The sequence below is a fragment of the Streptococcus sp. HMSC061E03 genome (assembly GCF_001813505.1).
Taxonomy (GTDB): domain Bacteria; phylum Bacillota; class Bacilli; order Lactobacillales; family Streptococcaceae; genus Streptococcus.
This window is the reverse complement of record NZ_KV812784.1, coordinates 1,025,251-1,051,818: the sequence shown is the minus strand read 5'-3', so window position 1 is coordinate 1,051,818 and position 26,568 is coordinate 1,025,251. Positions and strand designations below refer to the sequence as shown.

Sequence of the window (26,568 nt, the reverse complement as noted above, 5' to 3'; positions counted from 1 at the left end):
GTTTCAGGCACTTTTCTCACAGCGGAAAGTTTTTGTATTTTCTTGATTCAAACTAAAAATAGGAACTCATTTTTACTTCTTTGCAGAATCGATTAACTTAAAATAGTTTGACTTCAATTTAAAAAAGGCCAAAGGCCTTTTTTATTATAAACTTGTTGAGTGGGTTGGTTGGACTTTTTTATCTGGATAGATGTAGTTGATGGCATTGTTTACGGCTGTTGGAGCTTCCCCCAGACCTGTAGCGATGAGATCAATCTTTCCTTCGTAGAAGCAGCAGTCTCCACAGGCATAAATTCCAGGAAGGCTGGTTTCTTGTTTTTGGTTCACCTTGATTTTATGGCGTTGCAATTCTACACCCCATTCTTTTAAGTTTCCGATTGAAGATTTAAAGCCATAGTTGACAAATAAGTGATCAATCGGGATGAGTTCGGCTTCATCGGCTTTAACTTTTGTGATTTCAAGGTGTGTGGCATGACCATTTTCTCCAATCAAGCGGCTAGGAACAAATGGTGTTTTGATGCTGACAGAAGATTGCTTGAGTTCTTCTACACTGTGTTCTAGGGCACGGAAGTTGTCCCGACGGTGAACGATTGTAGTTGGAGCAATCTTGTCAAAAGCAAGAGCCCAGTCCACAGCAGAGTCCCCACCACCAAGGACGGTCACCTGTTGTCCTTCATATTGTTGGATGTTTGATACGTGATAGTGGACGTTATCAAAGGTATCAGCCCCCTCGATATCAAGAGCACGTGGTTTAAAGGCACCGCCACCCATGGCAATGATGACTGCTTTAGACTGATGCACTTGGCGAGAAGTAGTGATAATGAAGAGGTCACCCTCTTTTTGAATATCCTCTACAGTTTCATTGAGGAAGATCGGTGTATCGAATCGTTTGACTTGCTCGATCAAGCGGTCGCTTAATTCTTCACCTGTTAAATTGGTAAAACCGGGTACATCGAGGATATTTTTTTCTGGATAGAGAATGGCTGGTTGCCCTCCAAGTTGAGGTAAGGAATCAATCAGTTTGACTTTAACTTGGCGCATATTGCCATAAAAAGCAGCAAACAGACCAACTGGTCCGCCCCCAACAATCGTAATATCATAAATTTCTGACATGGTATCTCCTTCAGGGTTTTCTATGTTTCCATTGTATCATAAAATAGAAAGAATGAAAAAGTCGGAAAAAAGAAATAGCATGAAGGCTAGGAAGGCTAGAAAAGTTTCAAAAGATCTTGACAGCGTCCTTAAAGTGTGATAAAATGATTAAGATTTTAGGCTTGAAGGGAGTGAAAAATATGTCAAAAACAGTAGTACGTAAGAATGAATCTCTTGACGATGCTCTTCGTCGTTTCAAACGTGCGGTTACTAAAGCTGGTACTCTTCAAGAAACACGCAAACGTGAATTCTATGAAAAACCTTCTGTAAAACGTAAACGTAAATCAGAAGCAGCTCGTAAACGTAAAAAATTCTAATTGAATACAGAAACAGACTTCGGTCTGTTTTTTGTTTTTCTAGAAAATTGAAGACAAAAAAATCCGACCTTCTTCTAGAAGATCGGATTTTTTATCTCTTTATTTGTTTGCAAGCAAGTCGCGGATTTCAGTAAGCAACTCTTCTTGAGTAGGAGCAGCAGCTTCTTCTTCAGCAGCTTCCTCTTTTTTACCAAGGTTTTGAGCTTTCTCTGCAGCTTTCACTACGAAGAAAAGAACAGTACCAACAACAAGGAAGTTGATCACAGCGCTCAAGAAGCTACCGTAAGCAACACCGTTCCATGACAATTGTGCAATATTTTGAACACGAGCAGCTTTCAAAGCTGGGTTCAAAATAAGTGGAGTAATGATATCGTTAACAAATGATGTTACGATAGCTCCAAATGCAGCTCCGATAACGACTGCAACAGCAAGGTCAACAATATTCCCACGAAGGAGAAAATCTTTCAAATCTTTTAACATATCCTAAATATGTCCTTTCATAATAATTTTTTACTATGATAGTATAACGGAAAATAGTTAGACTGACAAGAAATATGCACAATTTTTTTAAAAATTAGTGATAAAGGGTGAAAATCTTTTCTTTTGAGTGTGAAATCGGTAGGAAAAAATTTACTTTTACTAACTTTTAGTATAAAATATAAAGTGATAATCTATGGTAAAATGGAGGCACTGTTTATGGTTGATAAAGAGCTGATTGCAGAAATTAAAAACAGTGTAAACATTGTTGAAGTCATTGGAGAAGTTGTTTCTTTGACCAAGGCTGGCCGTAACTTTTTAGGCCTCTGTCCTTTTCATGGTGAAAAGACTCCCTCCTTTAATGTCGTTGAAGACAAGCAGTTTTACCATTGTTTCGGATGTGGTCGCTCTGGAGATGTCTTTAAGTTTATTGAGGACTACCGTGGAGTCGCCTTTATGGATGCGGTCCAGATCGTAGCGGAAAAGGCTGGCATTGCGCTTCAGTACCAGGCGAGACCTGCCCAATCAGCGTCTGTCAATCCAAACCAAGAACTTTATGAGATTCATCAGGAAGCTAGTAAGTTTTATCAGGCGATTTTGATGACGACTAAGATGGGGGAAGAAGCGCGACACTATCTGTATGAACGTGGTCTGACGGATGAGGTGATCCGACATTTTCAATTGGGCTTAGCACCTACAGAAGGAAATTATCTCTATCGAAATCTCTCTGAGAAATTCTCGGAGAAAGTGATTACCGATTCGGGTTTGTTTACAGTCTCAGATGCAGGAACGGTTTTTGATGCCTTTCAGGATCGGATCATGTTTCCCTTGACGGATGATAGTGGACGGGTCATTGCCTTTTCTGGTAGGCTGTGGAAAATGACGGAGGATGGTAGTCATCAAGCCAAGTACAAGAATAGTCGTAGTACCCGTCTATTTAATAAAAGTTATGAACTCTATCATTTGGATCAAGCCAAGACGAGCGCCAAAAAGAAACATGAAATGTATATCATGGAAGGCTTTATGGATGTCATTGCAGCTTATAGAGCTGGGATAGAAAATGCGGTCGCCTCTATGGGGACAGCCTTGACACCAGAGCATGTCCAGCACCTGTCTCATTTTACTAAAAAGGTCATCTTGACCTATGATGGAGATAAGGCAGGGCTTGAAGCAACAGCTAAGGCCTTGGATGTCTTGCAGGATCTGGAGTTGGAGATCGTCCGTATCCCAGATCAGATGGACCCTGATGAGTACCTCAAAAAGACGTCCCCAGAAGATCTAGCTACCCTCTTGAAGAATTCTCGGATCAGTAAGGTTGAATTCTTGATGCACTACTGGAAACCCCAGTATATTGAGAACTTGCAGGCGCAGATTGAGTTTGTCGAGAAGCTGGCACCGATGATCGCCCAGACGCGTTCTATTACAGCGCAAAACACCTATATTTATAAGTTGGCCGATTTATTGCCGGACTTTGATTACTTGCAGATTGAGCAGATTGTCAATAATAGTCGCTTGCATCAACGGCAAGAAGCGCAAGAAGGTGGACGATCAAAAACGTCGAATTTTTCAGTGGAGCTCCTGCCGAATCGTGGGATGACGCGCTTGATCAAGGCGGAAAATCATTTATTAAGTAGGATGAAGGATTTTCCAATGGTCCTCAATGATTACCGTTTGCGACCTGATTTTACCTTCGACACGCCGGAGTTACAGATCTTGTATCAATTGCTCTGTCAAAATGGAGAAGTCACCTCTCAGGATCTATCCGAGCAGCCTGAAGGGGTCCAGCACGCCTGGTACCGCATGTTAGAAGAAGATTTACCAGATGAGATAGCAGATGGTGAGTTAGAAGAAGTAGAAGCGACACGGAATCGTGAGCTTCTTCGCAAAGAAAGTCAACAAATTGGAAATAAAGTGAAGGAAGCTTCCTCAATAGGGGATGCGGAAAAGGCTTTATTGGAACTCGAGCGTTTAATCGCTCAAAAAAGAAGAATGGAGTAAGAATGGCTAAAGAACAAAAAGATATTACAACATTGGACGTTCAAATTGCAGAATTTATTCGCAGCCACAAGAAAAGCGGAACTGCAACAGATGATGAAATTAATGACCAATTGGTTATTCCATTCACGCTAGATGCAGATGGGATTGAAGATCTTTTGCAACGCATTCAAGATGCAGGGATTTCGATCACTGATAAAGACGGCAACCCAAGTGCGCGTGTGTTGAACAATGAGGAAGAGCCAGAGTTGTCAGATGAGGAATTGCTTGGAAGCAACTCTGCTAAGGTCAATGACCCGGTACGTATGTACTTGAAAGAAATTGGGGTTGTTCCTCTTTTGACCAATGAAGAAGAACAAGAATTGGCTATCTTGGTGGAACAAGGTGACTTGGAAGCTAAGCAACGTCTAGCAGAAGCCAACCTTCGTTTGGTTGTATCCATTGCGAAACGTTACGTTGGTCGTGGGATGCAATTTTTGGATTTGATCCAAGAAGGAAACATGGGCTTGATGAAGGCGGTTGATAAGTTTGACTATACCAAAGGGTTCAAGTTCTCTACTTATGCTACTTGGTGGATCCGTCAGGCCATCACTCGTGCCATTGCAGACCAAGCGCGTACCATTCGGATTCCTGTTCACATGGTGGAAACCATTAACAAGTTGGTTCGTGAGCAACGCAATCTCTTGCAAGAATTGGGACAAGATCCAACACCTGAACAAATCGCTGAACGTATGGATATGACACCAGACAAGGTGCGTGAAATCTTGAAGATTGCTCAAGAGCCTGTTTCTCTTGAAACTCCAATCGGAGAAGAAGACGATAGCCATTTGGGAGATTTCATCGAAGACGAAGTGATTGAAAATCCAGTAGACTACACCACTCGTGTGGTTCTACGTGAACAATTGGATGAAGTCCTCGATACCCTGACAGACCGGGAAGAAAATGTTTTGCGTCTTCGTTTTGGTCTGGATGATGGAAAAATGCGGACCTTGGAAGATGTGGGGAAAGTCTTCAATGTGACCCGTGAACGGATCCGTCAGATCGAAGCCAAAGCCCTCCGCAAACTCCGCCACCCAAGTAGAAGCAAACCACTGCGTGACTTTATAGAGGATTAAAAAGGTCCGGGGGACCTTTTTAACGGTCGCCAAGAAATCAAAAAGCGACCCAGGTCCGGGGGATCTTTTTAACGGTCGCCTAGAAATGAAGAAGCGACCCAGATCCTGCGGATCTTTTTAACCCGAGCCCAGAAATTCTATCGAGAGTAAATAGCAGAAAAAGGAAGTCATATGGCATATACAACTGAGCAAATTGAAGAAATTAAAAATAAAATCTTAAATGCTTTGGAAGAGGTAATCGATCCTGAGCTTGGGATTGACATTGTCAATTTAGGTCTTGTCTACGAGATCCATTTTGACGGTGAAACTGGAGCAACCATCATTGATATGACCTTAACGACCATGGGGTGTCCATTAGCGGACCTTCTGACAGATCAGATTCATGATGTTTTAGCAGAAGTAGAAGAAGTGACATCGGTGGATGTGAAGTTGGTCTGGTATCCTGCTTGGACGGTTGAAAAGATGAGCCGTTATGCACGGATCGCACTTGGAATTAGTTAACCATTCTATGCATCAAAACAAATCAGAGGTTGGGGGTTCCCTAACCTCTGATTTGTTTACACCTGTATTTTTGAACAACCATTTTCAAATTCTTAGCAAATTTTCAGATAAAGTTGCAATCATCAAGAGGACAAGGTATAATAGCATAAATAGAAAATAAAGGAGATTTACATGAATCAGTATCCTTTGGTCTACTTGGACCATGTGACAAAGAATTATGGGCATGAAGTTGCTCTCATGGATGTTAGTTTGAACATCCAACCTGGCCGTATTATTGGCCTTTTGGGGCCTAATGGTAGCGGGAAAACAACCATCATTAAATTGATTAATGGTTTGTTGCAACCAAGCCTTGGAAATATCTATATTCATGGTCAATTACCATCCCCAGCTTCTAAAAAAGTTGTTTCCTATTTGCCGGATACGACTTATCTGAGTGAAAATATAAAAATTAGTGATGCTATTAGCTATTTCCAAGATTTTTATTCAGATTTTAATGTCCAACGAGCTTACCAATTGCTCAACGATTTGCATTTGCATCCAAATCAAAAATTGAACAGCCTTTCAAAAGGGAACAAGGAAAAAGTACAATTGATTTTGGTGATGAGTCGTGAAGCTGACTTGTATGTCCTTGATGAACCAATCGGTGGGGTCGACCCAGCAGCGCGTGATTATATTTTGCGGACCATTATTCAAAACCGACGTCCAAACTCTTCTGTCTTGATTTCTACTCACTTGATTGCGGATATTGAGCAAGTTTTGGATGAAGCGATTTTCATCAACCAAGGAAGAATCCTCTTGCATGAAAATACGACTGTTTTGCGCAATCAACACGGAAAATCAATCGATGAGATCTTCCGTGATCAATTCCGTGTTTATTAGGAGGACCCCATGTTTGGTAAATTATTAAAATATGAATTTAAATCGACAGCTAAGTGGTATTTATTGATCACCCTGATCGCACTAGGTTTGTCAGTGATTACAGGTGTTATTGGTGGAAGTGCTACAAACGGTTTTGTGGATATGGAAACCAATAGTATGCAAATCATAACGGGGACTCTTGGGATTCTCATTTTTGGAGGAGTCATTGGTCTTTATCTTAGTAACTACTATATTATTATTCGTCGTTTCTATTCCAACTTATACGGACGTGAAGGTTACTTGACCTGGACCCTTCCAGCTAGCCCTCATGCGATCATTTTGTCTAAATTTGTGGGAGCTTTAGTAGCGAGTCTTTACTGCCTATTCCTTCTATTTTTTAGTGGTTTTATCACAATTATTGTGATGGGCGCTGTCATTGGACAAGACCTCTCTCCTGTATTTAGTATTATCTCTGAGGCTTTTAGTCATTCTATTGCTTATTGGATTATCGTTTGGTGGATTTTTACCACAGCTTCAGGGATCTTCCTATTTTATGTATCGATCGCACTTGGCCAACTCTTCCAAAACCGTCGTGGATTTAAGGCTATTCTGTTTTTCTTTCTCTTGTGCATTGTTTTAAGTATCATCGGTACAGCAGTCAATCCATTAAAAGATTCATATGCTGTTGGGTCTGCATTGGTTTATGGAAATATTGATGAATTTGGACCTAACTTCATTCCAGGTCTCATCTATGAAGTCATTAAGATTGTTTCTATGTACTTCACCATTCATTATATCAGCAAATATAAGTTGAATCTTCAATAAAAACAGTTAATTGAACAAGGAGCTCCCCAGTGGAAGACTTCTTGTTCAATTTTTTTCTTTTGCATTTTTAGCTAGATTTTGATATACTAAATGTATTCGTTTTGGGGTCGTTACGGATTCGACAGGCATTATGAGGCATATTTTGCAACTCATCTAGCGGATGTAAAACGCCAGTTAAATATAACTGCAAAAAATAATAATTCTTACGCTTTAGCTGCCTAAACACCAGCAGGCGTGACCCGATTCGAATCGCTCGTGTTTGATGACAGGTCTTAATTTTAGCGAGATACGATCTAGCTTTGTCTAGGAGTTAGATAAGAGATTGATAGACTCGCAACTACAGGGCTTGAGTTATGTGTCGTGTAGCTGTTAAAAGAAGACATAACCTATGGTTGTAGACAAATATGCTGGCAGGTGTTTGGACGTGGGTTCGACTCCCACCGGCTCCATATATACTTTTTGAAACTTCTTAAAACTTTCTAAAACATTGATAATTCAATGTTTTTTATTTTTATACTTTCTATTCTTTCCCATACCTTTTTGAAATGGACAGACCCAAAAACAGACCCTTTTTGAAAAGAGTCTGTCCTGATAGCTGATAGGTTTAAAAATCTATATAATTAGCAAATTTCTCACCAATATCATCCTTGGCTTGCTTGGTGATATGTGTGTATACATTCATGGTTGTCTTCAAATCAGAGTGACCAAGACGATGCTGAACCTGCTTCAATGTCATTCCTGCCTCAAAGCACAAGCTGGCATGTGTATGCCTGAAGCCATGTATTTTGATAGGCTTGACATCTGTGCCTTTAACAATCTGCAAGAGCCATTTGCGTGGCAGTGAACTTGGAATAGGCTTTCTTTCAGGACTTTCAAAAATGAAAGTGGTAGTAGGATTCATTTCTCTGTACTCTGAAAGCAGATCAATTGTTTTTTGATCAAGGCTAATCAGTCGGACACTACTCTTGTTTTTAGTAGCCCCCACAGATTCGCCCTCAAAACCTCTTGTAATGGCCTTATTTATGTTCAAGGTGTTATCTATCCAGTCAGTCCATTTGAGGGCCAAAATCTCCCCTTTTCTGGCCCCTGTGAACGCAAGAAGACGAAACATGACTTTCTTTCTCAGATCATCCGTGTCATCCACTAATTTCATGAATGATTTTAATTCATCTTTATCATAAAAATCACTAGAAGAATCACTCTCTTTTTTGACAAGTGTGGTCACACTATCAACAGGATTGGTCGAAATATAACCATAACGGATGGCATACTTAAAAATGTTATTCATCAGACCTTTCAATTTGCGCCCATACACCAATTTTCTTGACCATTCATTGACCTGTTCCTGCAATTGAAGAGGAGTGATAGAAGCTATTTTTTGACTACCAAAAACAGGATAGATGTGATTTTTGATATTCCTTTGAGTCTTGATGTAGGTGCTGTCCTGAACAGTATCAGCGTACTCTTTGAGCCATTTCTTTGCAATTTCCTCAACTGTGATTTCTTTCTTCGCTTGCTCCCCATTTTCCAAATCGTCTTGAAGTTGCAAGAGCGCTGCCCGTGCCTTTGCTTTGGTTGGAAATCCTTGACGCTTTACATACTTATCTTTTCCGTTTTCCTTGCCTACATAAATCCTAAACCCGTAGGCAGTATCACCATTTTTCTTTTTGTAAGATTTAATTTCCATTGCCTTTTCCCTCTTTTATTGGTACAATAGGCATAGTGAAAAGGGCTTTTTCAAGCCTATTTTTACGCCTTAACAATATCCCTGTACTCTACGCCCCAAATGTTGAGTGCAGGGCTTTTTTATTTGTCTTAATTGTTTATCAATGCCTTCTCAATAGCATTTTTGATTTCTAATATTTTGGCCTTGTCTTCTTTGTTGAATGTGATTGTATTTTCATCTTTCACAGCATCGAAAACCACACCTTTTGGTTCAAGACTGCCAGGAAAAATCAACTGAAGATAGCCTACTGTTTTACCTGGTTCTTTTAATTGGTAAGCAGTAATCTTTGATAGTAGTATAGATTTTTCCCCATCCAATCCTTGCAACAAAGCATTGCTGATTGTATTTTGTCGAGCGATACGAATGAAATGATCATCAATTCTTACTAGAGTTTTTTGATTAGCAAAGAAAAATGTCTTTTCATTTTCAGTAGATTCAAAGAGTTGAATTTCTTCTGATTCATCGTGTTTCTTCCCAAAAATAGCCATTGTATTTCTCCTTTTTTTAACTAATTAGTGAATTATATTCGTCTTTGACCATCGTTTCACTTGCAATGGTCTTCAGACTGTATTTCTCCATAAAATGCAGGTAATTGAAATCTCTTACATCATCCATCAACTTCAATTCTTCTTCTAGCAAATGATGAATCATACTTCTATCAGCTTGCAGTTCACAGTATTCTCTATTTAGTTCATATTGAGCAGGAGTATGCTCTTTGTGACCCAATTCATGCAAAGCAACTTGCTTTTGATCTTCAACTGACAAATTAATATCTAACGCTAAAATGTTCAAAGTAGGATTAAAGAAACCAGGACTATGCCAGTCGCTCCCGTCAAAGTAACATAGGCTTACACCCTCTTGAGCGCAAAGCTCTTTTACAGTCATAAATGCACCTCTATTTATTTTTTAAGTGTGCCTCCAATACCGCTGTAATAAAATCAATATCTTCTTCGGTAAGTGGTTTACCATCGAATAACATAGATTGAGCTGCGATGTCTCGGAGGTCTAATGGTGCAGAAGCATCACCATCTTTCGCAATGTTTGGATTTTCTGTGCGTCCCAAGAGGTAGTCGGTGGACACATTGAAATAGTCAGCAATTTTTGAAACCCTCTCAACATTCGGAGTGGATTTTTTCATATTATAAATTGTATTTCTGCTAAAACCTAAATTTTCTTCGAGCATATTTAGCGAAATACCTTGCTTGTCAGCCAATTCTTTAATTTTTTCAAACGTGAAAAACATTGATTTATCAACCTTTCTAAGGCATGACAAAAAATATTTAATAAATTTACTACAAAACTGTTGACAACTAGTAATAAATTTATTAAAATATTATTCGTAAGCTAAAGAGTTAGCGAATAAGACAACTAAAAAAAATAAACCTAAAAAACTGATTGGCGTCCGTTTAATCTAGGTAAAACTTACTTTTAGTAGGTCTTTTCTCTATGCTTTGATTTTAATAAATTTATTTATCATTGTCAAGAAATTCGCTAACTTTTTAAATAATTTTAAAAAGGAGGATCAGAGATGAGCCAACAACATCAAAAATGGATTCAATTGGTCAAAGAGAAATTGGATTCAGAAGGAATGACACAAACGCATCTCGCTCGTGCTTGCGGAGTGAAGAAGCCGACTATTTCAGAATTGCTGAAATACGGGAAGGGAAGTGACAGACTTAAAAATCGAGTCTGTGATGTCTTAGGTATTGATGAGACTTGGGTTGATTTAGGAGAGTAGGAAATGAACGAACTAGAAAGAACAGCCCTCAATGAAATACTGAGGACCGTGACATATATTGCTGAAAAGTTGGATGAAATTGACTCTAAGATTTCTTCGAGCGATTCACAAGCTCTTGAGCATCAAGAAAATTGAGTTTCATTTCCATGTAGTGAATAACTCCATGCAGGTAGTTTTTTAAGTCTGTAAAGTCTTTGTCTGGGTTATTTCTGTAGTAATGACCTTCATCATTACCAATATAAGCAGATGCAAGTGAAAATGTTTTAAGGTCTTCATCCTTGATATATTTTTCAATAACTTGTTTTAATGACATTTTAATGATTTTATCTTCGTCATCAGGATTTGTAACAATAGAAAAATCTTTAACAAAGAACTCAAGTGCCTTACGATATCCAATGCCTGCAATGTGGTCTAATTGTTCGTGCTCAGCTTTCAGGGCTTGGACATAGATTTGCTTACCAATTGGAGAAACTATTTCTACATCGTCAGATATAGGTATATCGCTTGGAAGATTAGGAATTACTTTGATATGTTCAATTTCGTATTCTTCAGCGTAGTTATTGCTTGAATACCATGTAGCTGTAAACTCCTCTGTCCAGAAGTGCTTACAACCTAAGCATCTAAATGTTAATACTAAGCTTGTTTTATCTTCTCCGAGATAAAAATAAGAAGAGTTCACAAGATCTGGATTGGTTGGTTTTTTACAATTTGGACAGATATCTTCTATGGTTACAGGTCTAGAAACAGAAGAATTTATTTTCGCTTGAAATATCATAAAATTTCTCCGATCGATTTATTATCTTTATTATATCAAATTTAGAAAGGAAAAGCGTGTGAACGAAATTACTTTATCAAATAATCTATCTCAGATAGAACTTGAAATCAGTCACCACAAACAAATTGCTGGACAATCCATTTGGGAAATTGGTAGACGTTTGAATCATGTGAAAGAAAATGATTTAGTGCATGGTCAGTTCGGTAAATGGTTAGATACCATCAAGATTTCTCATAGTGAAGCCAGAAAGATGATGACAATTGCTCAACAACTTTCAAATCGTTCAACGTTGAACGATTTAGGAACATCAGCCCTCTACCTGATCGCAACCCTTCCAGAAGAAGAAAAGCAGGAGCAGATCCAACGGATCGAGGATGGCGACACCCCAACTGTTCGAGAGCTGAAAGAAGTCAAAAACAAACTCAAACTAAGCCAACAAGCGAATGAGTTTTTAAAGGGTGAGAATGAGGCCCTTAAGGCTTCTAAAGTCGAAGTGAGGGAAATAATCAAGGAAGTCGTTCCAGACGATTATGGAGCTACACAGGACCTGAACAAGCAATTGCTAGAAAAGAATAAGGAACTATCCAAAACCGTTAAGGCAATGGAAGAACGCTCCGAATTCATCGAAAAGCAACTTGCTGACACACTGGCCCAGCGTGAAGAGGTCGATAAGAAATCTTCTCAGTACGATGAATTGACACGAGCGATTGAAGAATCACAAGGACAACTCAACAGCGTACAGAAGCAAATCTCAGCCTACAAGAACATCACAAGCCTATTGCAGAAGGGTAATGACTTTTTAGCAAGCATGGGTGGACTGATCTATGCAGATGAAGAGAAAGTCCTCAAAGCAGACGGAATCATCCGAAACGAATTTGATAGTTTTATCAGTCGTGGTCTTCGTTTCTTCAATGACCTAAACGATATCCGCAAAGAAAGCAATATTTTAGAAGGAGAATTTGAATAATGAATGAAGTGACAATCCAACCTACCGAGTTAGTGGTAGAAGACGCAATGATCCATGCACTCCAGGAATTGAAAAAGCTGAAAGAAGGGCAGTCCATCTTATCAGCCGATGTCGATTATCTTAAGAACGAGCAACCAGTCAACCCTTCTATCTGTCTGGCATTGGAAAAATTGCGTAAGAAGAAAGTCGTGGCATTGTTAGGTGGTAAAGACAGCCAGGCATACCGTGACCGACATTTCGCACAATCCGTATTTTCACAGGCTGCTAAAGACTTCAAGGACTACTTCTGTATTCCACGCTACGACTTATTGAAGCGCAAGGACGAGGAAAAAGCTTTCGACTATTGGGATAGTTGGGAGCCATCAGCAAATACCAAGCTAGAAATCAAAGCCCGAAATGGACAGATGAGCTTAGTCGGGTAAGGAGGCTTACATGGTTCTAGAATTATTTGGAACTGAATTTAAAGATAAACTCTTTGAAGAGCTGGTTTCACTCAACATCAAAGCTATGGAAGAAGCTAAGCGTAGATCAAGCAGACATACTACATGGGTGCCGATCAAACAGCTACAGGAAGCGACCGGATGGGGTAGAACTAAACTAGAAGAATGGAGAGACCAAGGGAAATTTCAATTTCAACAGTCCGGAAAGGGCGGGAAGTATCTCTATAATTTGGAAGATGTTCAGCGATTCTGTCGAAGTTTGCAAAAATAAAAAAAGCGCCTTGAGAAAGGCACTTTGAAAGAACTATAACTTAATTATAACACAGGAATTATTTTTATAAAAGAATATTGGAGGAATTAAAATGTTAGCAGAAATCTTAGTCGGAGTATTAATCATCGTGGTCCTATTTCAAATGATCATCATCAGCTCAATTAGCGAGCGATGCAAAGAATCAAAACGAGAACTGAAAAAGATGATTGCTGAACAGCAACGCATTCAAGAAGCACGAGAAGCAATGCGTTTCGGATATCGTAGATAGGAGCTAGTTATGGCAGAAAATAATACAATCCTGCCTCACGATCTTCTTGCTGAACAAGCAGTAATTGGATCAATTTTTGTAGATCCAGATAAAATCCTAATTGCTTCAGAGTACCTCACAAAAGAAAGTTTTTACAAACTATCACACGGAATTGTCTTTGGAATCATGGAAGATTTGTCGGACAAGGGAAAACCTATCGACCCCGTATCAGTTAAATCAGCTCTTGATTCAATAGGAGAATTTGACCGAATTGGAGGGATGGCATTTCTTGCTAGTCTCATAAATGCCGTACCAACCAGTGCTCACATTGAGCATTATGCCAAGGTTGTAGCTGAAAAAGCAAGAGCACGAAAGGTTATTGAAGACCTCAATCAAACGATAGCAAACGTATATGATGGTCAATCAGATCTAAATGACATACTCGTTCAGACTGAGCAAGCGTTATCAAATATAGCAAATGACAAGCAGACTGGTTTCCGTCCAATTATTGATGTAATTGATTCTACGCAGTCAATTATTGACGAGCGCTCACAGCGTGTTGGTGATGTAACAGGGACACCAACAGGTTTCACAGATTTTGATAATATCACGACTGGTCTACATACTGACAATCTGATTATTCTTGCAGCACGGCCAGCAATGGGAAAAACAGCTTTCGCTCTAAACATCGCCCAAAATGTAGCAATAAGAGCTGGAAAGCCAGTAGCAATCTTCTCTCTTGAAATGGGAGCAGAAAGCCTTGTAGAGCGCATGCTGTCAGCCGAAGGACTGATTCCATCATACCATGTAAGAACAGGAAACTTATCAGAAAGTGAATGGCGCAGGATGATCCTGGCACAGGAACAGCTTGCAAAAGGAAAGATCTATATTGACGATACAGCAGGAATTCAAATCGCTGAGATTCGATCCAGAGCCAAGCGATTGTCTCAAGAGACTGGTGACCTTGGATTGATTGTAATTGACTATCTTCAACTAATTACTGGTAGAGGTCGAGAAAATCGGCAACAGGAAGTGTCTGAGATTTCAAGGCAATTAAAAATATTAGCCAAGGAATTGAAAGTTCCAGTAATTGCATTGAGTCAGCTATCTCGTGGGGTTGAGCAACGGAACGATAAAAGGCCCGTGCTCTCAGATTTAAGAGAGTCAGGATCGATTGAGCAAGATGCTGATATAGTCGCATTTCTCTATCGAGAAGCTTACTACAATCGTGAAGAGCAGGAGGAACCTGATAATGTTACAGAATTGATCCTTGAAAAAAATAGACATGGCAGTTTAGGAACAGTCAAATTATTCTTTCACAAGGAATATGCGAAATTTTCAAATAAGGAGGCTTGATGAATGGTAACTGAGAATCGTAGATATTACTGGTTACAACTAAAAGATGACTTCTTTAATTCCAAAGAAATGAAGCTCATGAGAAAGCTTCCTGGTGGAGAAGAAATCACAATCATCTACCTAAAAATGATGCTGGCAAGTCTAGCAGAGCAAGGGAAGTTATATTTCGAGGGTCTAGCAGAAGATCTAGCAGAAGAACTATCTCTATTGATAGACGAAGATCCAGAAGCGATCAGATTAACACTGATGTTTTTGACAAAGAAAAAATTATTGACTACATCAGACAATTATCAGTTTAATCTCGAACAAGTTCCGGAAATGGTAGGAAGCGAAACAGCAAGCACTCGTAGGTCTCGCAAGCATCGAGAGAATAAAAAAGCGTTGCAATGCAACACCAACGCAACAAAAGGCAACGGAGATATAGATATAGATATAGATATAGATAAGGAGCAAAAAGCTCAATCAGATGTCTATGATGAAATTATCAAATATCTAAATGACAAAACAGGATCTCATTTTAAACCTACTAGCAAATCGACTCAAAGGTTAATCAATGGTCGTTTAAGTGAGAATTACTCAATAGATGATTTTAAGCATGTCATTGATGTAAAAACTATTGAGTGGAAGAATGATTCCAAAATGTCCAAGTATTTAACTCCAGACACGTTGTTTAATGCTACTAAGTTTGAAAAGTACTTAAACCAAAAGATGCCTTCGAGTGCGTCAACTCAACAGCAAGACGAAAGGTTAGGGTTTTAATGCATCAGGATTATGAAGTAGGTTCAACTAGTGAACCAAAAATATGTAATAAGCACGGATCCAAGATGATCACTGCAAAAGTTATGATTGATGGATCCCAGAAATCGCTTGACATTTGTCCAGAATGCGAAAAAGAAGGAATCAATGAATTGCAGGAACACTTAAATCAAGAAGCAGTTATCCAGTCAATTCTAGCGAATACATACAAAGTATTTGATCGTGAGAGCATCTATTCCAAGGAATTGGAAGACAAAACACTTGATAATTACGATGCTGGAAATAAGTTGTGTGAGCAAGCTTTGAATTTTTCAAAAAGGATGTTGCGAGATTATCTGAAGTACGAAACAGGAAATGTAATTCTGAGCGGTCCTCCAGGAGTTGGCAAGAGCCATCTATCTATTGGAATCGCCAAAGCATTAAATGAAAAATTCAAAGAATGCAAGCAACCAAAGAGTGTGCTATTCATTTCGACTTCTGCGCTCTTTTCAAAGATTGAAGAAAGCTTCAATGGTCGAGGAGACTTCACAGAAAGTTATGCTGTGAATCTACTGAGCAATGTTGATTTTCTCTTCTTTGACGATTTGGGAAAAGAAAGTAGCATGAGCGGAAGTCTCAAGGAAGCAAACGAGTGGAGACAACGAGTACTGTTTAAAATCTTGGACAATCGTCAAACAACATTCTTTAACACAAACTTATCGAGCAACGATATTAAAACAATTTATAACAAGGCCCTTGCTGACCGGATCTTCAAGGGCGCAAGCAAACATATTTTTAAATTCCCAGAGAATACAGAAAGCAGGAGATATTGATGGAAAACAAACAATTAAAAGATTTAATCGCAAAAGTTCAGCGCTGGTTTTATGACCGAAATTTGCAAACACAAGATCCAAACAAGCAATTTTTGAAATTGTATGAAGAGATCGGTGAATTATCACGAGGACTGGCAGAAAACGATGAGGAAGTCACGAAAGATAGCATCGGAGACATCACTGTAGTATTAATCGGTTTGACGTTACAGTTAGAAATCAAAACAGAAGAGATTTTCCCAGAAAATAATACATTCGTATTTTCCAATGCAGCAAAGTCAGAAGATTATTTCGTCTTAATGATGGACCAATCATTGGCAGCATATTTTAACCGGCAATCATACCAATTAAAAAATGTTGTTTATGAGTTGATGCGAATTTCAGCATTGCTACATCATGACTTCGTTGAGTGCTTAAATATTGCTTATGAAGAAATCAAAGATCGAACAGGAAAACTAGTCGATGGTGTTTGGATCAAGGAGGAACGACTAAAATGACAGAAGAAATTTTAAACAATGGTTTTGACAAAGTAAATAAACCTAATCACTACTGTGGGCAATATGGTCTTGAATCAATTGACATTATTCGCAATTTTGCTGGAGGACCAAAAGAAGTCCGAGGATTTTATTGGGGAAATGTCATCAAGTATCTTTGTCGCTATCAAAAGAAAAACGGATTGGAAGATTTAAATAAGGCAAAGAAGTACTTAGACTGGCTCATCGCAGATCTGAAGCGTGAAGACCTCGAAAAGACAGCGATTGTTAAGCAGGAGTAAAAGTTATGAGACATTATACAAAAAATCAAATGGATCACTTTCGTCAGCAATTACAATTATTGATTTTAGGAAAAGGTCTCACTCGCAAAGAACTCTCTAGAAATCTATATCGTGGTGAACAGACGATACAAGAGTGGATCACGAAAGACGACATCAATCCCAGCCATGTCCAAGAATTGTGCGAGTATTTCGGCATTGAGGAAAAAATTTTGATGGGTGATCCGGAAATACTTGCCGATTATAAGCTATATGATCGTGATAAGTATATCTGTACAGGGACTTTAAAAGAATTGAGCAGAATCACTGGAAAAGATAGTGCATTACTCAAATATTACATCCACTTAAATGAACAAGGACGAAATGCAGGACATCTAAAATTAGAAAGGGTAATCGAAGATGAAACGTAAAATCGACTGGCTAATCATCAACTTGGTATTACTAGCAGGAATTACATTAATGATTACTATCAACCTCAACTCCAGATTGGTTGAACAAGAAAACAAAATCAAAGATATGCAGTGGACTGTCCAGGAACACGAACTAAGTATTCAAAGATTGGCGGAACAAAACACTGCACAAGAGGTAATCCTAAACAAATTAAATCGGGAGTACCAAGCGCAGGAACGTAAAAAGGCAGAAGCAGTTAAGGAAGCTGCTGAAATGAATAATGTAGGAGGATAATAATGATCAACAATGTGACTCTTATTGGTCGGTTAACCAGAGATGCAGAGCTACGCTATACACCTAGTAATATCGCAACAGCACAATTTAATATTGCATGCAATCGAAATTTTAAAAATGCAAATGGTGAATATGATGCAGACTTCATCAACTGCGTGATGTGGAGAGAGCAAGCAGAAAGATTTTGTAATTAGACCAAAAAAGGAATGCTGGTCGGCATTACGGGAAGAATCCAAACTCGAAGCTATGAAGGAAATGACGGAAAACGTGTATATGTGACTGAAGTTGTTGCAGAGAACTTCCAAGTTTTGGAAAAACGTGACAACACTGCCAACCAGAATAGTATGACTGAACAGATGCCACCTAACTATGCAAATCCGATGGACATCGATGATAGTGATTTGCCATTTTAAGAACAAAAGGAGAAAAAACAATAGCATTTACTTTAAAGAAAGAAGTTGAGGAGGTAAATGGATGAATAGGATTAGAGAGTTACGGAAAGATAAAAATATAACTCAAGAATATTTAGCGCAACAATTAGGTGTAGCAAAATTGACTATCTCAAAATGGGAAAGAGGGATACATCAAATAAAATCTGATAAAGCGGAAATGTTATGCAGTATTTTAGGAGTATCTTTACCATATTTATTAGGAATCGATGACGTGAGTGAGCATGACTTGCCAGTATATAAGCAGTGCATCTTGGAATTAAATAATGTTTCAATTAACTTGCTACGTAATATAGATAAACTGACTTCCCAAAATTTGAGCGATATTAAAAGAGAGGCCAGAAATTTATATGAAAGCCTAGTGCGGTTGCAATGTGAGGCAGAAAGGATAGAAAAATGGAAAAAGAGTTAAAAAACCACTCAACAGGGAACCGTATTAAAGAGCTTAGAAAAGCTAATAAGTTGACTCACAAAGAGTTAGCGGGAAAATTAGGGATTTCCACTAGAACTCTTCAAATGTGGGAAAGTGGAAAAAATCTTTCTTTTATTCCTAAAATGTCAAAATTGGCCGATTTCTTTGGCGTATCAATCACTGACCTTTTTGACCTTCCTGGACCCAAAGGGATGGATAAAATTAAAGAGTCGGAAGGACTCAAAAAAATCAAAATTGTTTTTTCAAATTCACAAGAAACTGAATTTTTGGTGAACGATCTCACCCAAGATGAACTGACAGGAATCTTCAGTCAGTTTTACGATGGAAGATTGATGGTAATTCGAAATTTTTATGCAAACCCCAAAAACGTCAACTATATTATTGTTGATGATTTTGAAGAATACAATGAGGAAGTGGAAGAATGAATAAACAAGAATTGATTGAGAAATATCAAGACAAGCTATATGAAGTCTGTACAAAGTACGGAGAATATTATAGGACAATAGCTTATGAAAATATTCTAAAAGATTTAGAAAACCTAGACGAACCGCAGAAGCCAGTCGTACCGCAGTTTGTGGCGGATTATATTAAATATGCCATAGAGAATGATTGGGATTTTCAAGATTTATTTAAGTGTATAGAAGATGAAGAAGATGAAAAACTTCTGAGATGGTTTTATCACGAACGTAATCAAGAAACGCTTGCTACCGCTTGGATCAATGGCTACGAGGTAGAGAAAGAGAAGCGGTATCTTGTGAAGATGAAAAACTTGAGAGCTTTGTTTTGCTATTTGGCATATATTCCAGATGAAGGTTATTGGACTTTTATGGCTAGCGGGGGGGAAAGCATTGTTATAAAACACACCCGCAAGCAGCTCGAAGAAGCCGGATTCGGCTGGGTGTTTGATTGTGAAGGTATGGAAGTTGAAGAGGTGTGAAAATGAATAAGCAGGAGTTAATTGAGAAATACGAAAAGCTTGAAGGTGTATGTAAGGATCCAGGAGCAGAAATCGCTCGTCTAATTTTTTTAGAAGATTTACGGGAACTAGACGAACTGCAGAAAGTCCAAGTCCCGCAATTTGTGGCGGATTGGTATGAAGCTAACAAAGATGATTTTGAAACCAATCTATTCAGAGCTGTCGATTTAATCCCTAGTGACTACGAAGAAGGCGATTTGAGCGAATTTGAAGAATGGTTGGTAGATGACCACACAGAACCTTTCCAAACGCTTGTTAATATGCACCAATTCGGTTACGAGGTCAAGAAAGAAAGGCAGTATACAGTAAAAATGAGAACAACAAAGCAACCGCTATTTTATAACAGTCTGGAAAAGAGACTATTCTTTTCTTTGGGAAAATTAGCTACTCAATTTACCTTCAAACAACTAGAAGAGGCTGGATTTAGGGAAGTATTTGACAGCCCGTTGTTTGAAGTTGAGGAGGTGGAAGGATGAAAAAGCAGGAATTAATTAAAAAGTACGAGGATCTTTTTGAAAAGCTTTATGCTTTTCCAATCGTTACGATCAACGGAGTTATAGAAGACTTTAAGCAGTTAGATGAACCACAGAAAGTAATGATCCCACGTTTTATTGCCGACTGGATCGTGCAAGCAAAAGAAGACGGGTATAACATCGCTGGCGCGATCAACGAAGCACCAAGAGGTACGGTTGATGATTGGCTTGAGTTAGAAAACGTGGATATATTCGCAGAAGCTTGGGTCAATGGTTACACAGTCGAAAAAGAGAAACGGTATATCGTGAAGGTGAAGGGCATAAGTGTTGTTAATGGGTGTTTGAAATGCGATGTGGATAACTCAAAATGGTTTTTCAGCGGGCCTGAAGAATCCGACCGTTATCGTGCAAAACACACCATCAAAGAACTTGATAAAGCTGGGTTTGGCTGGGTGTTTGATTGTACAGGAATTGAGATTGAGGAGGCAGCGGAATGACATTAGAACAGTTTCTTAGCTCTCTATCAATACTTATGTGGACATCATACTGGTCAGTAATTTTTTATAAGTTATTTAAAAAAGATAAAGATTGAGAGGTAGAAAGATGAGACCAAACAGATATCCATACACTAAAAGTCAGTGGGAAGAGGCAACGACGGCGGTTTATTCGTATAACAACGGAGAATATGAACTGTTTAGATATCTTGAAAATAAATTCACAGGAGAAAGAGTAGAGGTGAAATAATGGGATTTATTAGTTGGTTAACTTTATTATTAATAGCTTTGAAATTGTTAGGTGTAATCTCTTGGAGCTGGTTCTATGTCTTTATGCCTGCAATAGCTGACCTAGTGATTTCTATTTTGATTTTAGTGGTAGCTAAAATGATATGGGATAAGTAGGGTTTGTTGTGTGAAAGCGAGGAAAAAATGGCTATTACAAAAAGAACATCAGACATAACTGTGGCACTTTATGAATGGAATAAGTTAACAACAAGGAATATTGCTGAAGATGAAAAGGAATATTTTAATAGTGGCATTGAATTTGTTTGGGAAGGCAAAACTCCAGAAATTGACGAGGAAGTTCTTGTATACAATCCAAAAACACAAAATATATACACTGACATCTGGATCGATTATGGAGAAGGAATTGGTTTTGAGGACACTGATGAAGACACAGTATTTTGGATGAGTTATCCAAAACCACCAAAGGAGATGGAAGAAGAATGATAATATCGACCGAAAAATGGATAAAATTCAGAGAAGACGGACAAAAATTTGCCTTGGAGAAACTTGAAGAAATCTTTCCGAACAATGACGATGAGGTAGAAGAATGAGTAGATTTGAAATATATTTATCTAAAAACGACCTTGAACATATCGCTAACGGTTATGATATAAAAATAAAAATCGACGGTAAAAGATTTTTGACAACAAATGAAATCATTTTGAAACCTGAATTGGTAAATGACATCATGAATCCGTTGTTAAATTATAGACATAAAATAACTGATACAGAGTTACAAAATATTGCTAACAATTTTGTAGGAGGTGCAAGATGAAACGACCAAACAGATACCCATATACTAAAAGTCAATGGGAAGAAGAAACAACACTTGTGTGCTTTGGTGATGATACTAGTTTTAAATTAAGAGTAGAGCGTAATAGAATTACAAGTGAGGTAAAAGAATGAAAGATTTAATGTTTTGGGGAATGATTATAATTTCATCATTAGTGATTGGTATGTCAATTTATATCTTAATCGTACAAGCCTATCTCAATAAGCTATTGATGGATAAATTTAATGATCAAAAGAGAGAATTGAAAAGAGCGTTTGGCTGGGAAGAATACAACTGGGCAGAGAATTTCGGAGATTTCGCACGAAAAGTTGATAAGCTCATTGAATTTAAAAAAGAAATTGAACGGCTTGAAGTTATAAAAAAAGCAATCGAAGTACAAGAACTTTCAGACTTAAATCGTAGGAAAGAACAGGTTGAGTGGGAAATTAAAAAACTTGAGGAGAAATAATGGATCTACAAAACTTCATCTATTTATTATTTGCACTGATCTGGCTCTCTGGTCTGATCTGGGCTGGTATGATTGCTTTTAAAAACAGGGAGGGTAAATGAAATTATATGTAGTTAGAAAGTATCACGGGCATTCGAGCTGGTATGACCCGAAACATTCAGCTAAATACATTGAGAAAGAATTTGAAAATAGACATGACGCACCTGCTTATCGTGAAAGTTTGGGATTGCAAGGAATTGTAGAAGTCTATACCAAAGAGGTAAATGAATGAATCTAAGAAGTAGATATGGATATTTAATTCTAGCCCTGAAGCAATATCCATTCGAGAAAGAAATTAAGGAACGGATTGAAGAAATCGAAGTACCTTGGAAACCAACCGATCCAAATACAGGGATCAAGAGTAATAAGGTAATGACACCGAAAGCTCTGGCTGATATCATCAAGAAAGAATCGGATCCGGAACTGCATCGTCTCGAATTGCTCAGAGAAGCAATCAGCACTATCAAGATTTTGACCCCAGAAAAACAATGGGCTGCAATCAAAGAAGTATACATTGATGGAACTCTAACTGTTGAAGGAGCATCAATCAAATACTTGCACTGTAGTAAGTCTCTTGCCTACAAGGAAGTGATCGAGCCATTCTTTAGTGGGCTTGAAAAGAAAATCTACGAACTATCTGCGAACACTAAGATTAATATTAATTTGGAAAAAAGTTAAAAATACAGCCGAAAGTGTGGAAAAAAATTAAAAATAAGGTGGTAAAATTATATCATCGGGTAAAACCGAACCGATGGATCCTTATGAAACGGGTTAGGAGTTAGCTCAGTCGGTAGAGCGGTCGGGTTATGACCGGCGTGTCACAGGTTCGAATCCTGTACTCCTAATATCAGCAAGTCAGCAATGCTGGCTTTTTTTATTTTAACGTGAAGGGAGGTGACACTATGAACATTGTGGATCCAATCAGAGATAAGGATGACATCCAAGCGATGAAGGAATATCTACGAGAATGGAATGAGCGAAACTACTTGCTCTTTTTATTTGGCATTAATTCTGGATTGCGAGTGGGCGACATTCTTCGAATACGAGTAAAGGATGTGCAAGGCTGGTACATCAAAATCAAAGAACAGAAGACTGGTAAGAGGAAACAGCTCAAGATGACAAAGACTTTAAAAAAGGAAGTCAGAGAGTATATCAAAGATATGCCATTACATCATTATCTGTTTCAAAGTCGCATTGGGAAAAACAAACCATTGGACAGGCGGACAGTTGATTGGATATTGAAGACAGCAGCTAGCGAGTGTGGAATTGAAAACATCGGCACCCACTCGATGAGAAAAACATTTGGATATCACTATTACAAAAAGACCAAAGACGTGGCAATGCTCATGGATCTATTCAACCATTCATCTCCTGCGATCACGCTGAGATATATTGGGATTAGACAGGATCAACGAGATCAAGCTATGTCTAATTTTGATTTATAGCTATCAATTAGACACAACGAGTAAAACGCTAATTTGTTTTATTAGTTGCCTACCATTCGTTTATTTTGCTGGCTTTTTTAAGTCAGTGTGAATCAGACAGAATATAAGATATGTCTAATTTAAGAGAGAAAAACAACATAGTTTTCAGAAATAATATAATGAATTTCAGAAATAGATAATTGAAAGTATGAAATGTTACAGAGGATTTGAGAATTGAAAGTAGATGTTTCAACAAGAGAGAGTCGCAGAGAGTTTTATCTTTCACAATCATGGAGACAACTGAGACTCGAAGCAATGAGTCGAGATCATTTTGAATGTGTCTGGTGTCGAGATGAGGGGAAGGTGACTACAGATAACCTCGAAGTCGATCACATCAAAGAGCTGGAATATTATCCAGAGTTTGCTTTAGATATTAACAATCTTCGTACTCTGTGTAAGGAGTGCCATAACAAGCGACATCATCGCTTTCAATTTCGCAAATCATCCAAGTTGCAAAATAAAAATTTTCGTTCAGACGAGTGGTGGGGATGAAAATTTAAAATTTTGAAAAATTCAAAGACCCCCCGGTCGAAAAAAATCGAAAAAAATCGGTCTCTGGGAACCGGTGGGAGGGGTCGATTGTCCAAATGCAAAGCACTATTTTTTAAGGGGGAGGGGGCTCATGGAAGAATACTCAGAAAAAAATATAAAAGAATTGGAAAACCAGTTACTTTCCAAAATCGGTAATTTCAGCACACGAAAGAAAGATGCGATTCAGTACGAAAAAGTTCACCGCTATCTCTATCTGGTCCGCCTACTTTATGAGTTGAAAGAACGACTCAAACAGGACGGATTAGTTATCACTGTTCACAACGGGCAGCAAAGATTTCAAAAAGCGAACTCGTTGATCAAAGAAATCAACACAACCAGCAATCAGCTACTAGCAATTGAGCGATCATTCGATTTTGAAGTTGAAAATTCGCCAGTGGAGAAAAAGCCACCATCGGACGGAAGTGATCTATTGTGATTTCTCATCCTCTGATTGATGAATATATTGAACTTGCCGAAACGGGAAAAATCAAAGTCAACAAAGAACGCTCACTGCTATTCAAGATCATCAAAGAAAAAATCTATCCGAGGGATGATTTATATTTTGACAATATTTTGATCGAAAAATATATCCAGTTCACTGAGAAGAATTTCTTCCCACTGGCTAAATATCAAAAATTTCTCACACCGTTTATATTCCTTTTCAGGAAAGAAGATGGGGAACCTCAATTCGATGAGTTCCTTCTTACTTTGGCCCGTGGGGGTGGTAAGAATGGTTTTATGTCTAGTCGAGATGCATTTTTTATCAGCCCACTATATCCAATTCGAGATTATGATGTGACTATCACAGCTAATTCGGAAAAACAAGGGAAAGTATCATTTGAGGAAGTTTATGAAACTGTCCAGAGAAGAGGACTGGAAGATCATTACTATTTGACAAAGATGTCTATTACAGGCCGAGGGAATAACTCGGTCTTTTCTTATCGGACGAACAATCCGAAAACAATGGACTCGGCTCGTGATGGCTGTCTTGAATTCGATGAAATTCACCAGTTCGAAAATGACTCTGCTGTTAAAATCCAGCGGTCAGGGCTTGGTAAGATTGCCCATGCTCGTACCTTCTACAATGGTACCAATGGGCATGTCCGTGAAGGGTTCTACGACAAGATGATTGAGAAATCAATGAAAATCTTGAATGGTGAGCTTGATGAGTTTCGCTTATTCCCTTTTATCTGTAAGTTGGATGATCCGGAAGAAGTGGATGATATGAGCAACTGGCCAAAAGCGAATCCTATGCTTGACGAAACAACTCCCTATGCCAAACGTCTATTAGCTAGAACGAAAGCTGACTATGATGATTTGGAATTGGAACCGTCAGGCAGACAAGAGTTTATGACAAAACGGATGAATCTGCCAGAAGCTGACATTGAAAAAGATGTGACCACTCGTGAAAAGTTAATGGCTGCATTGAGAAGCCCTGGTATAGATCTCTCAGGAAGATCTTGTGTCGCTGGTTTCGACTATGCAAGCATCAGAGACTTTGCAAGTGTGGGACTACTCTTTAAAAATGGTGATGAGTTTATCTGGAAGCAACACAGTTTTGCCAGAAAGCAATTTTTGGATATGTTTAAAATCAAGGCTCCAATCCGTGAATGGCAGGAGCAAGGGCTTTTCACTATTGTAGATGGTCCAAGTATAGATCCAAGATTACTTGTTGATAAATTAATCCAGTGGCGCAAGTTGTACAATATCGAAATCGTCTGCGCAGACGGATTTCGAATGGACTTGCTGAAACCATTGCTGGAAGAAGCTGATTTTGAGTATGAATTTTTGCGAAATCCAGGAGCGATACAGTCGAAGGTAGCTCCAATTATTGAAGATGGATTTGCAAATGAAAGATTCATTTTTGAAAACGACAAATCAATGCTCTGGTATACCGATAATACCTTTGTCAAAGAAGACAAAGACGGGAACAAGAGATTTTTGAAAAAGGAACCGTTGAGACGAAAGACTGACGGCTTCCATGCCTTTATTGCTGCTCTCTACAAGAGAGAAATCATTCAAGAAAGTACTGTTGGAGACTTTCTTGACGTGATCGAAGATTGGGAATTTTAGAAAGGACAACAAAATGAACAAACGAATGAAGAAGAAACAACAACTTGAACAAAAGATTCAAGGGCTTGAATGCGAGCTTGCTGTAGTGAGCAAAGAAAACATGGAATTGCTGAGCAAGATTGGTTCAATCAGTGCTGAATTGAATACTTTGAGCCAGTCCGTGAAACGACATGAAGATATTTGCGGTCAAAATGTCGAACAAACAAATAAAGAGTTTGAATCAATCAAAAAGGAATTGAAACGCTCTAAAAAATCTTTCTTCAAACGATAAAAGAAAGATCCGGGTGGGTGGTAGGCATAAAATTT

At 38.4% G+C, this 26,568-nt stretch carries 41 protein-coding genes, 1 tRNA gene, 1 other RNA gene and 1 pseudogene; 37 read left to right on the top strand and 7 right to left on the bottom strand.

What is annotated here, in order from left to right:
* Positions 1-144 precede the first annotated feature (144 nt).
* Positions 145-1,113 (bottom strand): NAD(P)/FAD-dependent oxidoreductase, encoded by a 969-nt coding sequence (locus tag HMPREF2917_RS05385; protein ID WP_070589401.1) that lies wholly within the window; start codon positions 1,111-1,113, stop codon positions 145-147.
* Positions 1,114-1,292: 179 nt separating this feature from the next.
* Between HMPREF2917_RS05385 and rpsU the strand changes: the two genes are divergently transcribed.
* Complete coding sequence (gene rpsU / locus HMPREF2917_RS05380) at positions 1,293-1,469, top strand: 30S ribosomal protein S21 (protein ID WP_000048054.1); 177 nt, start codon at positions 1,293-1,295, stop codon at positions 1,467-1,469.
* Positions 1,470-1,568: 99 nt separating this feature from the next.
* Here the strand turns inward: rpsU and mscL are convergent, their stop codons facing one another.
* Positions 1,569-1,949 (bottom strand): large conductance mechanosensitive channel protein MscL, encoded by a 381-nt coding sequence (mscL, locus tag HMPREF2917_RS05375; RefSeq protein ID WP_070589400.1) that lies wholly within the window; start codon positions 1,947-1,949, stop codon positions 1,569-1,571.
* A 216-nt stretch (positions 1,950-2,165) separates the two neighbouring features.
* Here mscL and dnaG point away from each other — a divergent pair, with 216 nt between their 5' ends.
* The 6 genes from dnaG (at position 2,166) to ssrA (ending at position 7,692) form a co-directional block, all read left to right on the top strand.
* Positions 2,166-3,944: a DNA primase gene (gene dnaG, locus HMPREF2917_RS05370; RefSeq protein WP_070589397.1), complete on the top strand. Its 1,779-nt coding sequence runs from the start codon at positions 2,166-2,168 to the stop codon at positions 3,942-3,944.
* Positions 3,945-3,946: 2 nt separating this feature from the next.
* Positions 3,947-5,056 (top strand): RNA polymerase sigma factor RpoD, encoded by a 1,110-nt coding sequence (gene rpoD / locus HMPREF2917_RS05365; protein ID WP_003003251.1) that lies wholly within the window; start codon positions 3,947-3,949, stop codon positions 5,054-5,056.
* A 171-nt stretch (positions 5,057-5,227) separates the two neighbouring features.
* Positions 5,228-5,557 (top strand): metal-sulfur cluster assembly factor, encoded by a 330-nt coding sequence (locus tag HMPREF2917_RS05360; protein WP_004220168.1) that lies wholly within the window; start codon positions 5,228-5,230, stop codon positions 5,555-5,557.
* A gap of 171 nt (positions 5,558-5,728) precedes the next feature.
* Entirely contained in the window at positions 5,729-6,436 is a 708-nt protein-coding gene (locus tag HMPREF2917_RS05355) for an ABC transporter ATP-binding protein (RefSeq protein WP_021152925.1), read from the top strand.
* A gap of 9 nt (positions 6,437-6,445) precedes the next feature.
* Positions 6,446-7,240 carry a hypothetical protein gene (locus tag HMPREF2917_RS05350; RefSeq protein WP_070589395.1) on the top strand — a complete coding sequence of 265 codons (795 nt, stop codon included), beginning with the start codon at positions 6,446-6,448 and terminating at the stop codon, positions 7,238-7,240.
* 103 nt (positions 7,241-7,343) lie between these two features.
* Positions 7,344-7,692, top strand: a transfer-messenger RNA (tmRNA) gene (gene ssrA / locus HMPREF2917_RS05345).
* Between the two features lie 152 nt (positions 7,693-7,844).
* Here the strand turns inward: ssrA and HMPREF2917_RS05340 are convergent.
* From HMPREF2917_RS05340 to HMPREF2917_RS05325, 4 genes are all read right to left on the bottom strand, one after another.
* Positions 7,845-8,927, bottom strand: a complete 1,083-nt coding sequence (locus HMPREF2917_RS05340; RefSeq protein WP_070589393.1) for a tyrosine-type recombinase/integrase — start codon at positions 8,925-8,927, stop codon at positions 7,845-7,847.
* Between the two features lie 128 nt (positions 8,928-9,055).
* On the bottom strand, positions 9,056-9,454 hold the full coding sequence (locus tag HMPREF2917_RS05335) for a DUF4429 domain-containing protein (protein WP_070589391.1): 399 nt from the start codon (positions 9,452-9,454) through the stop codon (positions 9,056-9,058).
* 16 nt (positions 9,455-9,470) lie between these two features.
* Positions 9,471-9,851: an ImmA/IrrE family metallo-endopeptidase gene (locus HMPREF2917_RS05330; protein ID WP_049488098.1), complete on the bottom strand. Its 381-nt coding sequence runs from the start codon at positions 9,849-9,851 to the stop codon at positions 9,471-9,473.
* Between the two features lie 10 nt (positions 9,852-9,861).
* Positions 9,862-10,209, bottom strand: coding sequence for a helix-turn-helix domain-containing protein (locus tag HMPREF2917_RS05325; RefSeq protein WP_049488101.1), 348 nt, complete (start codon positions 10,207-10,209; stop codon positions 9,862-9,864).
* A 285-nt stretch (positions 10,210-10,494) separates the two neighbouring features.
* On the opposite strand from HMPREF2917_RS05325, the gene HMPREF2917_RS05320 reads away from it, so the two are divergent.
* Complete coding sequence (locus tag HMPREF2917_RS05320) at positions 10,495-10,704, top strand: helix-turn-helix domain-containing protein (RefSeq protein ID WP_049488103.1); 210 nt, start codon at positions 10,495-10,497, stop codon at positions 10,702-10,704.
* A gap of 85 nt (positions 10,705-10,789) precedes the next feature.
* On the opposite strand, the gene HMPREF2917_RS05315 is transcribed toward HMPREF2917_RS05320, so the two are convergent.
* Positions 10,790-11,479, bottom strand: a complete 690-nt coding sequence (locus HMPREF2917_RS05315; RefSeq protein ID WP_049488105.1) for a DUF4145 domain-containing protein — start codon at positions 11,477-11,479, stop codon at positions 10,790-10,792.
* Between the two features lie 58 nt (positions 11,480-11,537).
* On the opposite strand from HMPREF2917_RS05315, the gene HMPREF2917_RS05310 reads away from it, so the two are divergent.
* The 29 genes and pseudogenes from HMPREF2917_RS05310 to HMPREF2917_RS05185 all read left to right on the top strand — a co-directional run bounded on the left by HMPREF2917_RS05310 (position 11,538) and on the right by HMPREF2917_RS05185 (position 26,533).
* Positions 11,538-12,446: a DUF3102 domain-containing protein gene (locus HMPREF2917_RS05310; RefSeq protein ID WP_070589389.1), complete on the top strand. Its 909-nt coding sequence runs from the start codon at positions 11,538-11,540 to the stop codon at positions 12,444-12,446.
* Entirely contained in the window at positions 12,446-12,868 is a 423-nt protein-coding gene (locus tag HMPREF2917_RS05305; protein WP_070589387.1) for an ORF6C domain-containing protein, read from the top strand. The genes HMPREF2917_RS05310 and HMPREF2917_RS05305 overlap by 1 nt, the downstream gene beginning before the upstream one ends.
* A 10-nt stretch (positions 12,869-12,878) precedes the next feature.
* Positions 12,879-13,157, top strand: a complete 279-nt coding sequence (locus HMPREF2917_RS05300) for a hypothetical protein (protein WP_070589385.1) — start codon at positions 12,879-12,881, stop codon at positions 13,155-13,157.
* Between the two features lie 91 nt (positions 13,158-13,248).
* Positions 13,249-13,425, top strand: a complete 177-nt coding sequence (locus tag HMPREF2917_RS11510) for a hypothetical protein (RefSeq protein ID WP_157915963.1) — start codon at positions 13,249-13,251, stop codon at positions 13,423-13,425.
* A gap of 9 nt (positions 13,426-13,434) precedes the next feature.
* Positions 13,435-14,760: a replicative DNA helicase gene (gene dnaB / locus HMPREF2917_RS05295; protein ID WP_070589383.1), complete on the top strand. Its 1,326-nt coding sequence runs from the start codon at positions 13,435-13,437 to the stop codon at positions 14,758-14,760.
* Between the two features lie 3 nt (positions 14,761-14,763).
* Positions 14,764-15,519, top strand: coding sequence for a conserved phage C-terminal domain-containing protein (locus tag HMPREF2917_RS05290; protein WP_070589381.1), 756 nt, complete (start codon positions 14,764-14,766; stop codon positions 15,517-15,519).
* A 65-nt stretch (positions 15,520-15,584) separates the two neighbouring features.
* Positions 15,585-16,328 (top strand): ATP-binding protein, encoded by a 744-nt coding sequence (locus HMPREF2917_RS05285; protein ID WP_256324253.1) that lies wholly within the window; start codon positions 15,585-15,587, stop codon positions 16,326-16,328.
* A complete protein-coding gene (locus tag HMPREF2917_RS05280) occupies positions 16,328-16,822 on the top strand; it encodes a MazG-like family protein (RefSeq protein WP_070589377.1) in 495 nt (164 codons plus the stop codon). The genes HMPREF2917_RS05285 and HMPREF2917_RS05280 overlap by 1 nt, the downstream gene beginning before the upstream one ends.
* Positions 16,819-17,100 (top strand): DUF3310 domain-containing protein, encoded by a 282-nt coding sequence (locus tag HMPREF2917_RS05275; RefSeq protein WP_049472206.1) that lies wholly within the window; start codon positions 16,819-16,821, stop codon positions 17,098-17,100. The genes HMPREF2917_RS05280 and HMPREF2917_RS05275 overlap by 4 nt, the downstream gene beginning before the upstream one ends.
* Before the next feature lie 5 nt (positions 17,101-17,105).
* Entirely contained in the window at positions 17,106-17,507 is a 402-nt protein-coding gene (locus HMPREF2917_RS05270; RefSeq protein WP_070589375.1) for a hypothetical protein, read from the top strand.
* Positions 17,497-17,781 (top strand): hypothetical protein, encoded by a 285-nt coding sequence (locus tag HMPREF2917_RS05265; RefSeq protein ID WP_070589373.1) that lies wholly within the window; start codon positions 17,497-17,499, stop codon positions 17,779-17,781. Before HMPREF2917_RS05270 ends, HMPREF2917_RS05265 begins: the two co-directional genes overlap by 11 nt.
* 2 nt (positions 17,782-17,783) lie before the next feature.
* A pseudogene (gene ssb / locus HMPREF2917_RS05260) lies at positions 17,784-18,194 on the top strand (single-stranded DNA-binding protein).
* A 61-nt stretch (positions 18,195-18,255) separates the two neighbouring features.
* A complete protein-coding gene (locus HMPREF2917_RS05255; RefSeq protein WP_070589371.1) occupies positions 18,256-18,642 on the top strand; it encodes a helix-turn-helix domain-containing protein in 387 nt (128 codons plus the stop codon).
* The gene (locus HMPREF2917_RS05250) at positions 18,627-19,088 is read left to right on the top strand and encodes a helix-turn-helix transcriptional regulator (RefSeq protein WP_070589370.1); all 462 of its coding nucleotides are present in this window, start codon (positions 18,627-18,629) and stop codon (positions 19,086-19,088) included. The genes HMPREF2917_RS05255 and HMPREF2917_RS05250 overlap by 16 nt, the downstream gene beginning before the upstream one ends.
* Entirely contained in the window at positions 19,085-19,600 is a 516-nt protein-coding gene (locus HMPREF2917_RS05245; RefSeq protein WP_070589368.1) for a DUF1642 domain-containing protein, read from the top strand. Before HMPREF2917_RS05250 ends, HMPREF2917_RS05245 begins: the two co-directional genes overlap by 4 nt.
* 2 nt (positions 19,601-19,602) lie before the next feature.
* The gene (locus HMPREF2917_RS05240) at positions 19,603-20,115 is read left to right on the top strand and encodes a DUF1642 domain-containing protein (RefSeq protein ID WP_070589366.1); all 513 of its coding nucleotides are present in this window, start codon (positions 19,603-19,605) and stop codon (positions 20,113-20,115) included.
* Positions 20,112-20,609 (top strand): DUF1642 domain-containing protein, encoded by a 498-nt coding sequence (locus HMPREF2917_RS05235; RefSeq protein WP_070589364.1) that lies wholly within the window; start codon positions 20,112-20,114, stop codon positions 20,607-20,609. Before HMPREF2917_RS05240 ends, HMPREF2917_RS05235 begins: the two co-directional genes overlap by 4 nt.
* Positions 20,610-21,038: 429 nt before the next feature.
* Positions 21,039-21,338: a hypothetical protein gene (locus HMPREF2917_RS05230; RefSeq protein WP_070589362.1), complete on the top strand. Its 300-nt coding sequence runs from the start codon at positions 21,039-21,041 to the stop codon at positions 21,336-21,338.
* A gap of 103 nt (positions 21,339-21,441) precedes the next feature.
* Positions 21,442-21,669: a hypothetical protein gene (locus tag HMPREF2917_RS05225; RefSeq protein WP_070589360.1), complete on the top strand. Its 228-nt coding sequence runs from the start codon at positions 21,442-21,444 to the stop codon at positions 21,667-21,669.
* Positions 21,666-21,800, top strand: a complete 135-nt coding sequence (locus tag HMPREF2917_RS11685; protein ID WP_256324252.1) for a hypothetical protein — start codon at positions 21,666-21,668, stop codon at positions 21,798-21,800. The genes HMPREF2917_RS05225 and HMPREF2917_RS11685 overlap by 4 nt, the downstream gene beginning before the upstream one ends.
* Positions 21,797-22,135, top strand: coding sequence for a hypothetical protein (locus HMPREF2917_RS05220; RefSeq protein WP_061604989.1), 339 nt, complete (start codon positions 21,797-21,799; stop codon positions 22,133-22,135). Before HMPREF2917_RS11685 ends, HMPREF2917_RS05220 begins: the two co-directional genes overlap by 4 nt.
* A gap of 97 nt (positions 22,136-22,232) precedes the next feature.
* On the top strand, positions 22,233-22,406 hold the full coding sequence (locus HMPREF2917_RS11500) for a hypothetical protein (RefSeq protein ID WP_176745947.1): 174 nt from the start codon (positions 22,233-22,235) through the stop codon (positions 22,404-22,406).
* Positions 22,403-22,852, top strand: a complete 450-nt coding sequence (locus HMPREF2917_RS05215; RefSeq protein ID WP_070589358.1) for a hypothetical protein — start codon at positions 22,403-22,405, stop codon at positions 22,850-22,852. Before HMPREF2917_RS11500 ends, HMPREF2917_RS05215 begins: the two co-directional genes overlap by 4 nt.
* A 94-nt stretch (positions 22,853-22,946) precedes the next feature.
* Positions 22,947-23,019: transfer RNA gene (locus HMPREF2917_RS05210), tRNA-Ile, on the top strand.
* Positions 23,020-23,076: 57 nt separating this feature from the next.
* Positions 23,077-23,619: a site-specific integrase gene (locus tag HMPREF2917_RS05205; RefSeq protein ID WP_049488141.1), complete on the top strand. Its 543-nt coding sequence runs from the start codon at positions 23,077-23,079 to the stop codon at positions 23,617-23,619.
* A 213-nt stretch (positions 23,620-23,832) separates the two neighbouring features.
* Positions 23,833-24,150, top strand: coding sequence for an HNH endonuclease (locus HMPREF2917_RS05200; RefSeq protein WP_070589356.1), 318 nt, complete (start codon positions 23,833-23,835; stop codon positions 24,148-24,150).
* 130 nt (positions 24,151-24,280) lie between these two features.
* Positions 24,281-24,625 carry a hypothetical protein gene (locus tag HMPREF2917_RS05195; RefSeq protein WP_009732618.1) on the top strand — a complete coding sequence of 115 codons (345 nt, stop codon included), beginning with the start codon at positions 24,281-24,283 and terminating at the stop codon, positions 24,623-24,625.
* Positions 24,622-26,262, top strand: coding sequence for a terminase TerL endonuclease subunit (locus HMPREF2917_RS05190; RefSeq protein WP_070589354.1), 1,641 nt, complete (start codon positions 24,622-24,624; stop codon positions 26,260-26,262). The genes HMPREF2917_RS05195 and HMPREF2917_RS05190 overlap by 4 nt, the downstream gene beginning before the upstream one ends.
* A 13-nt stretch (positions 26,263-26,275) precedes the next feature.
* On the top strand, positions 26,276-26,533 hold the full coding sequence (locus tag HMPREF2917_RS05185; RefSeq protein WP_070589352.1) for a hypothetical protein: 258 nt from the start codon (positions 26,276-26,278) through the stop codon (positions 26,531-26,533).
* The last annotated feature ends 35 nt before the right edge of the window (positions 26,534-26,568 follow it).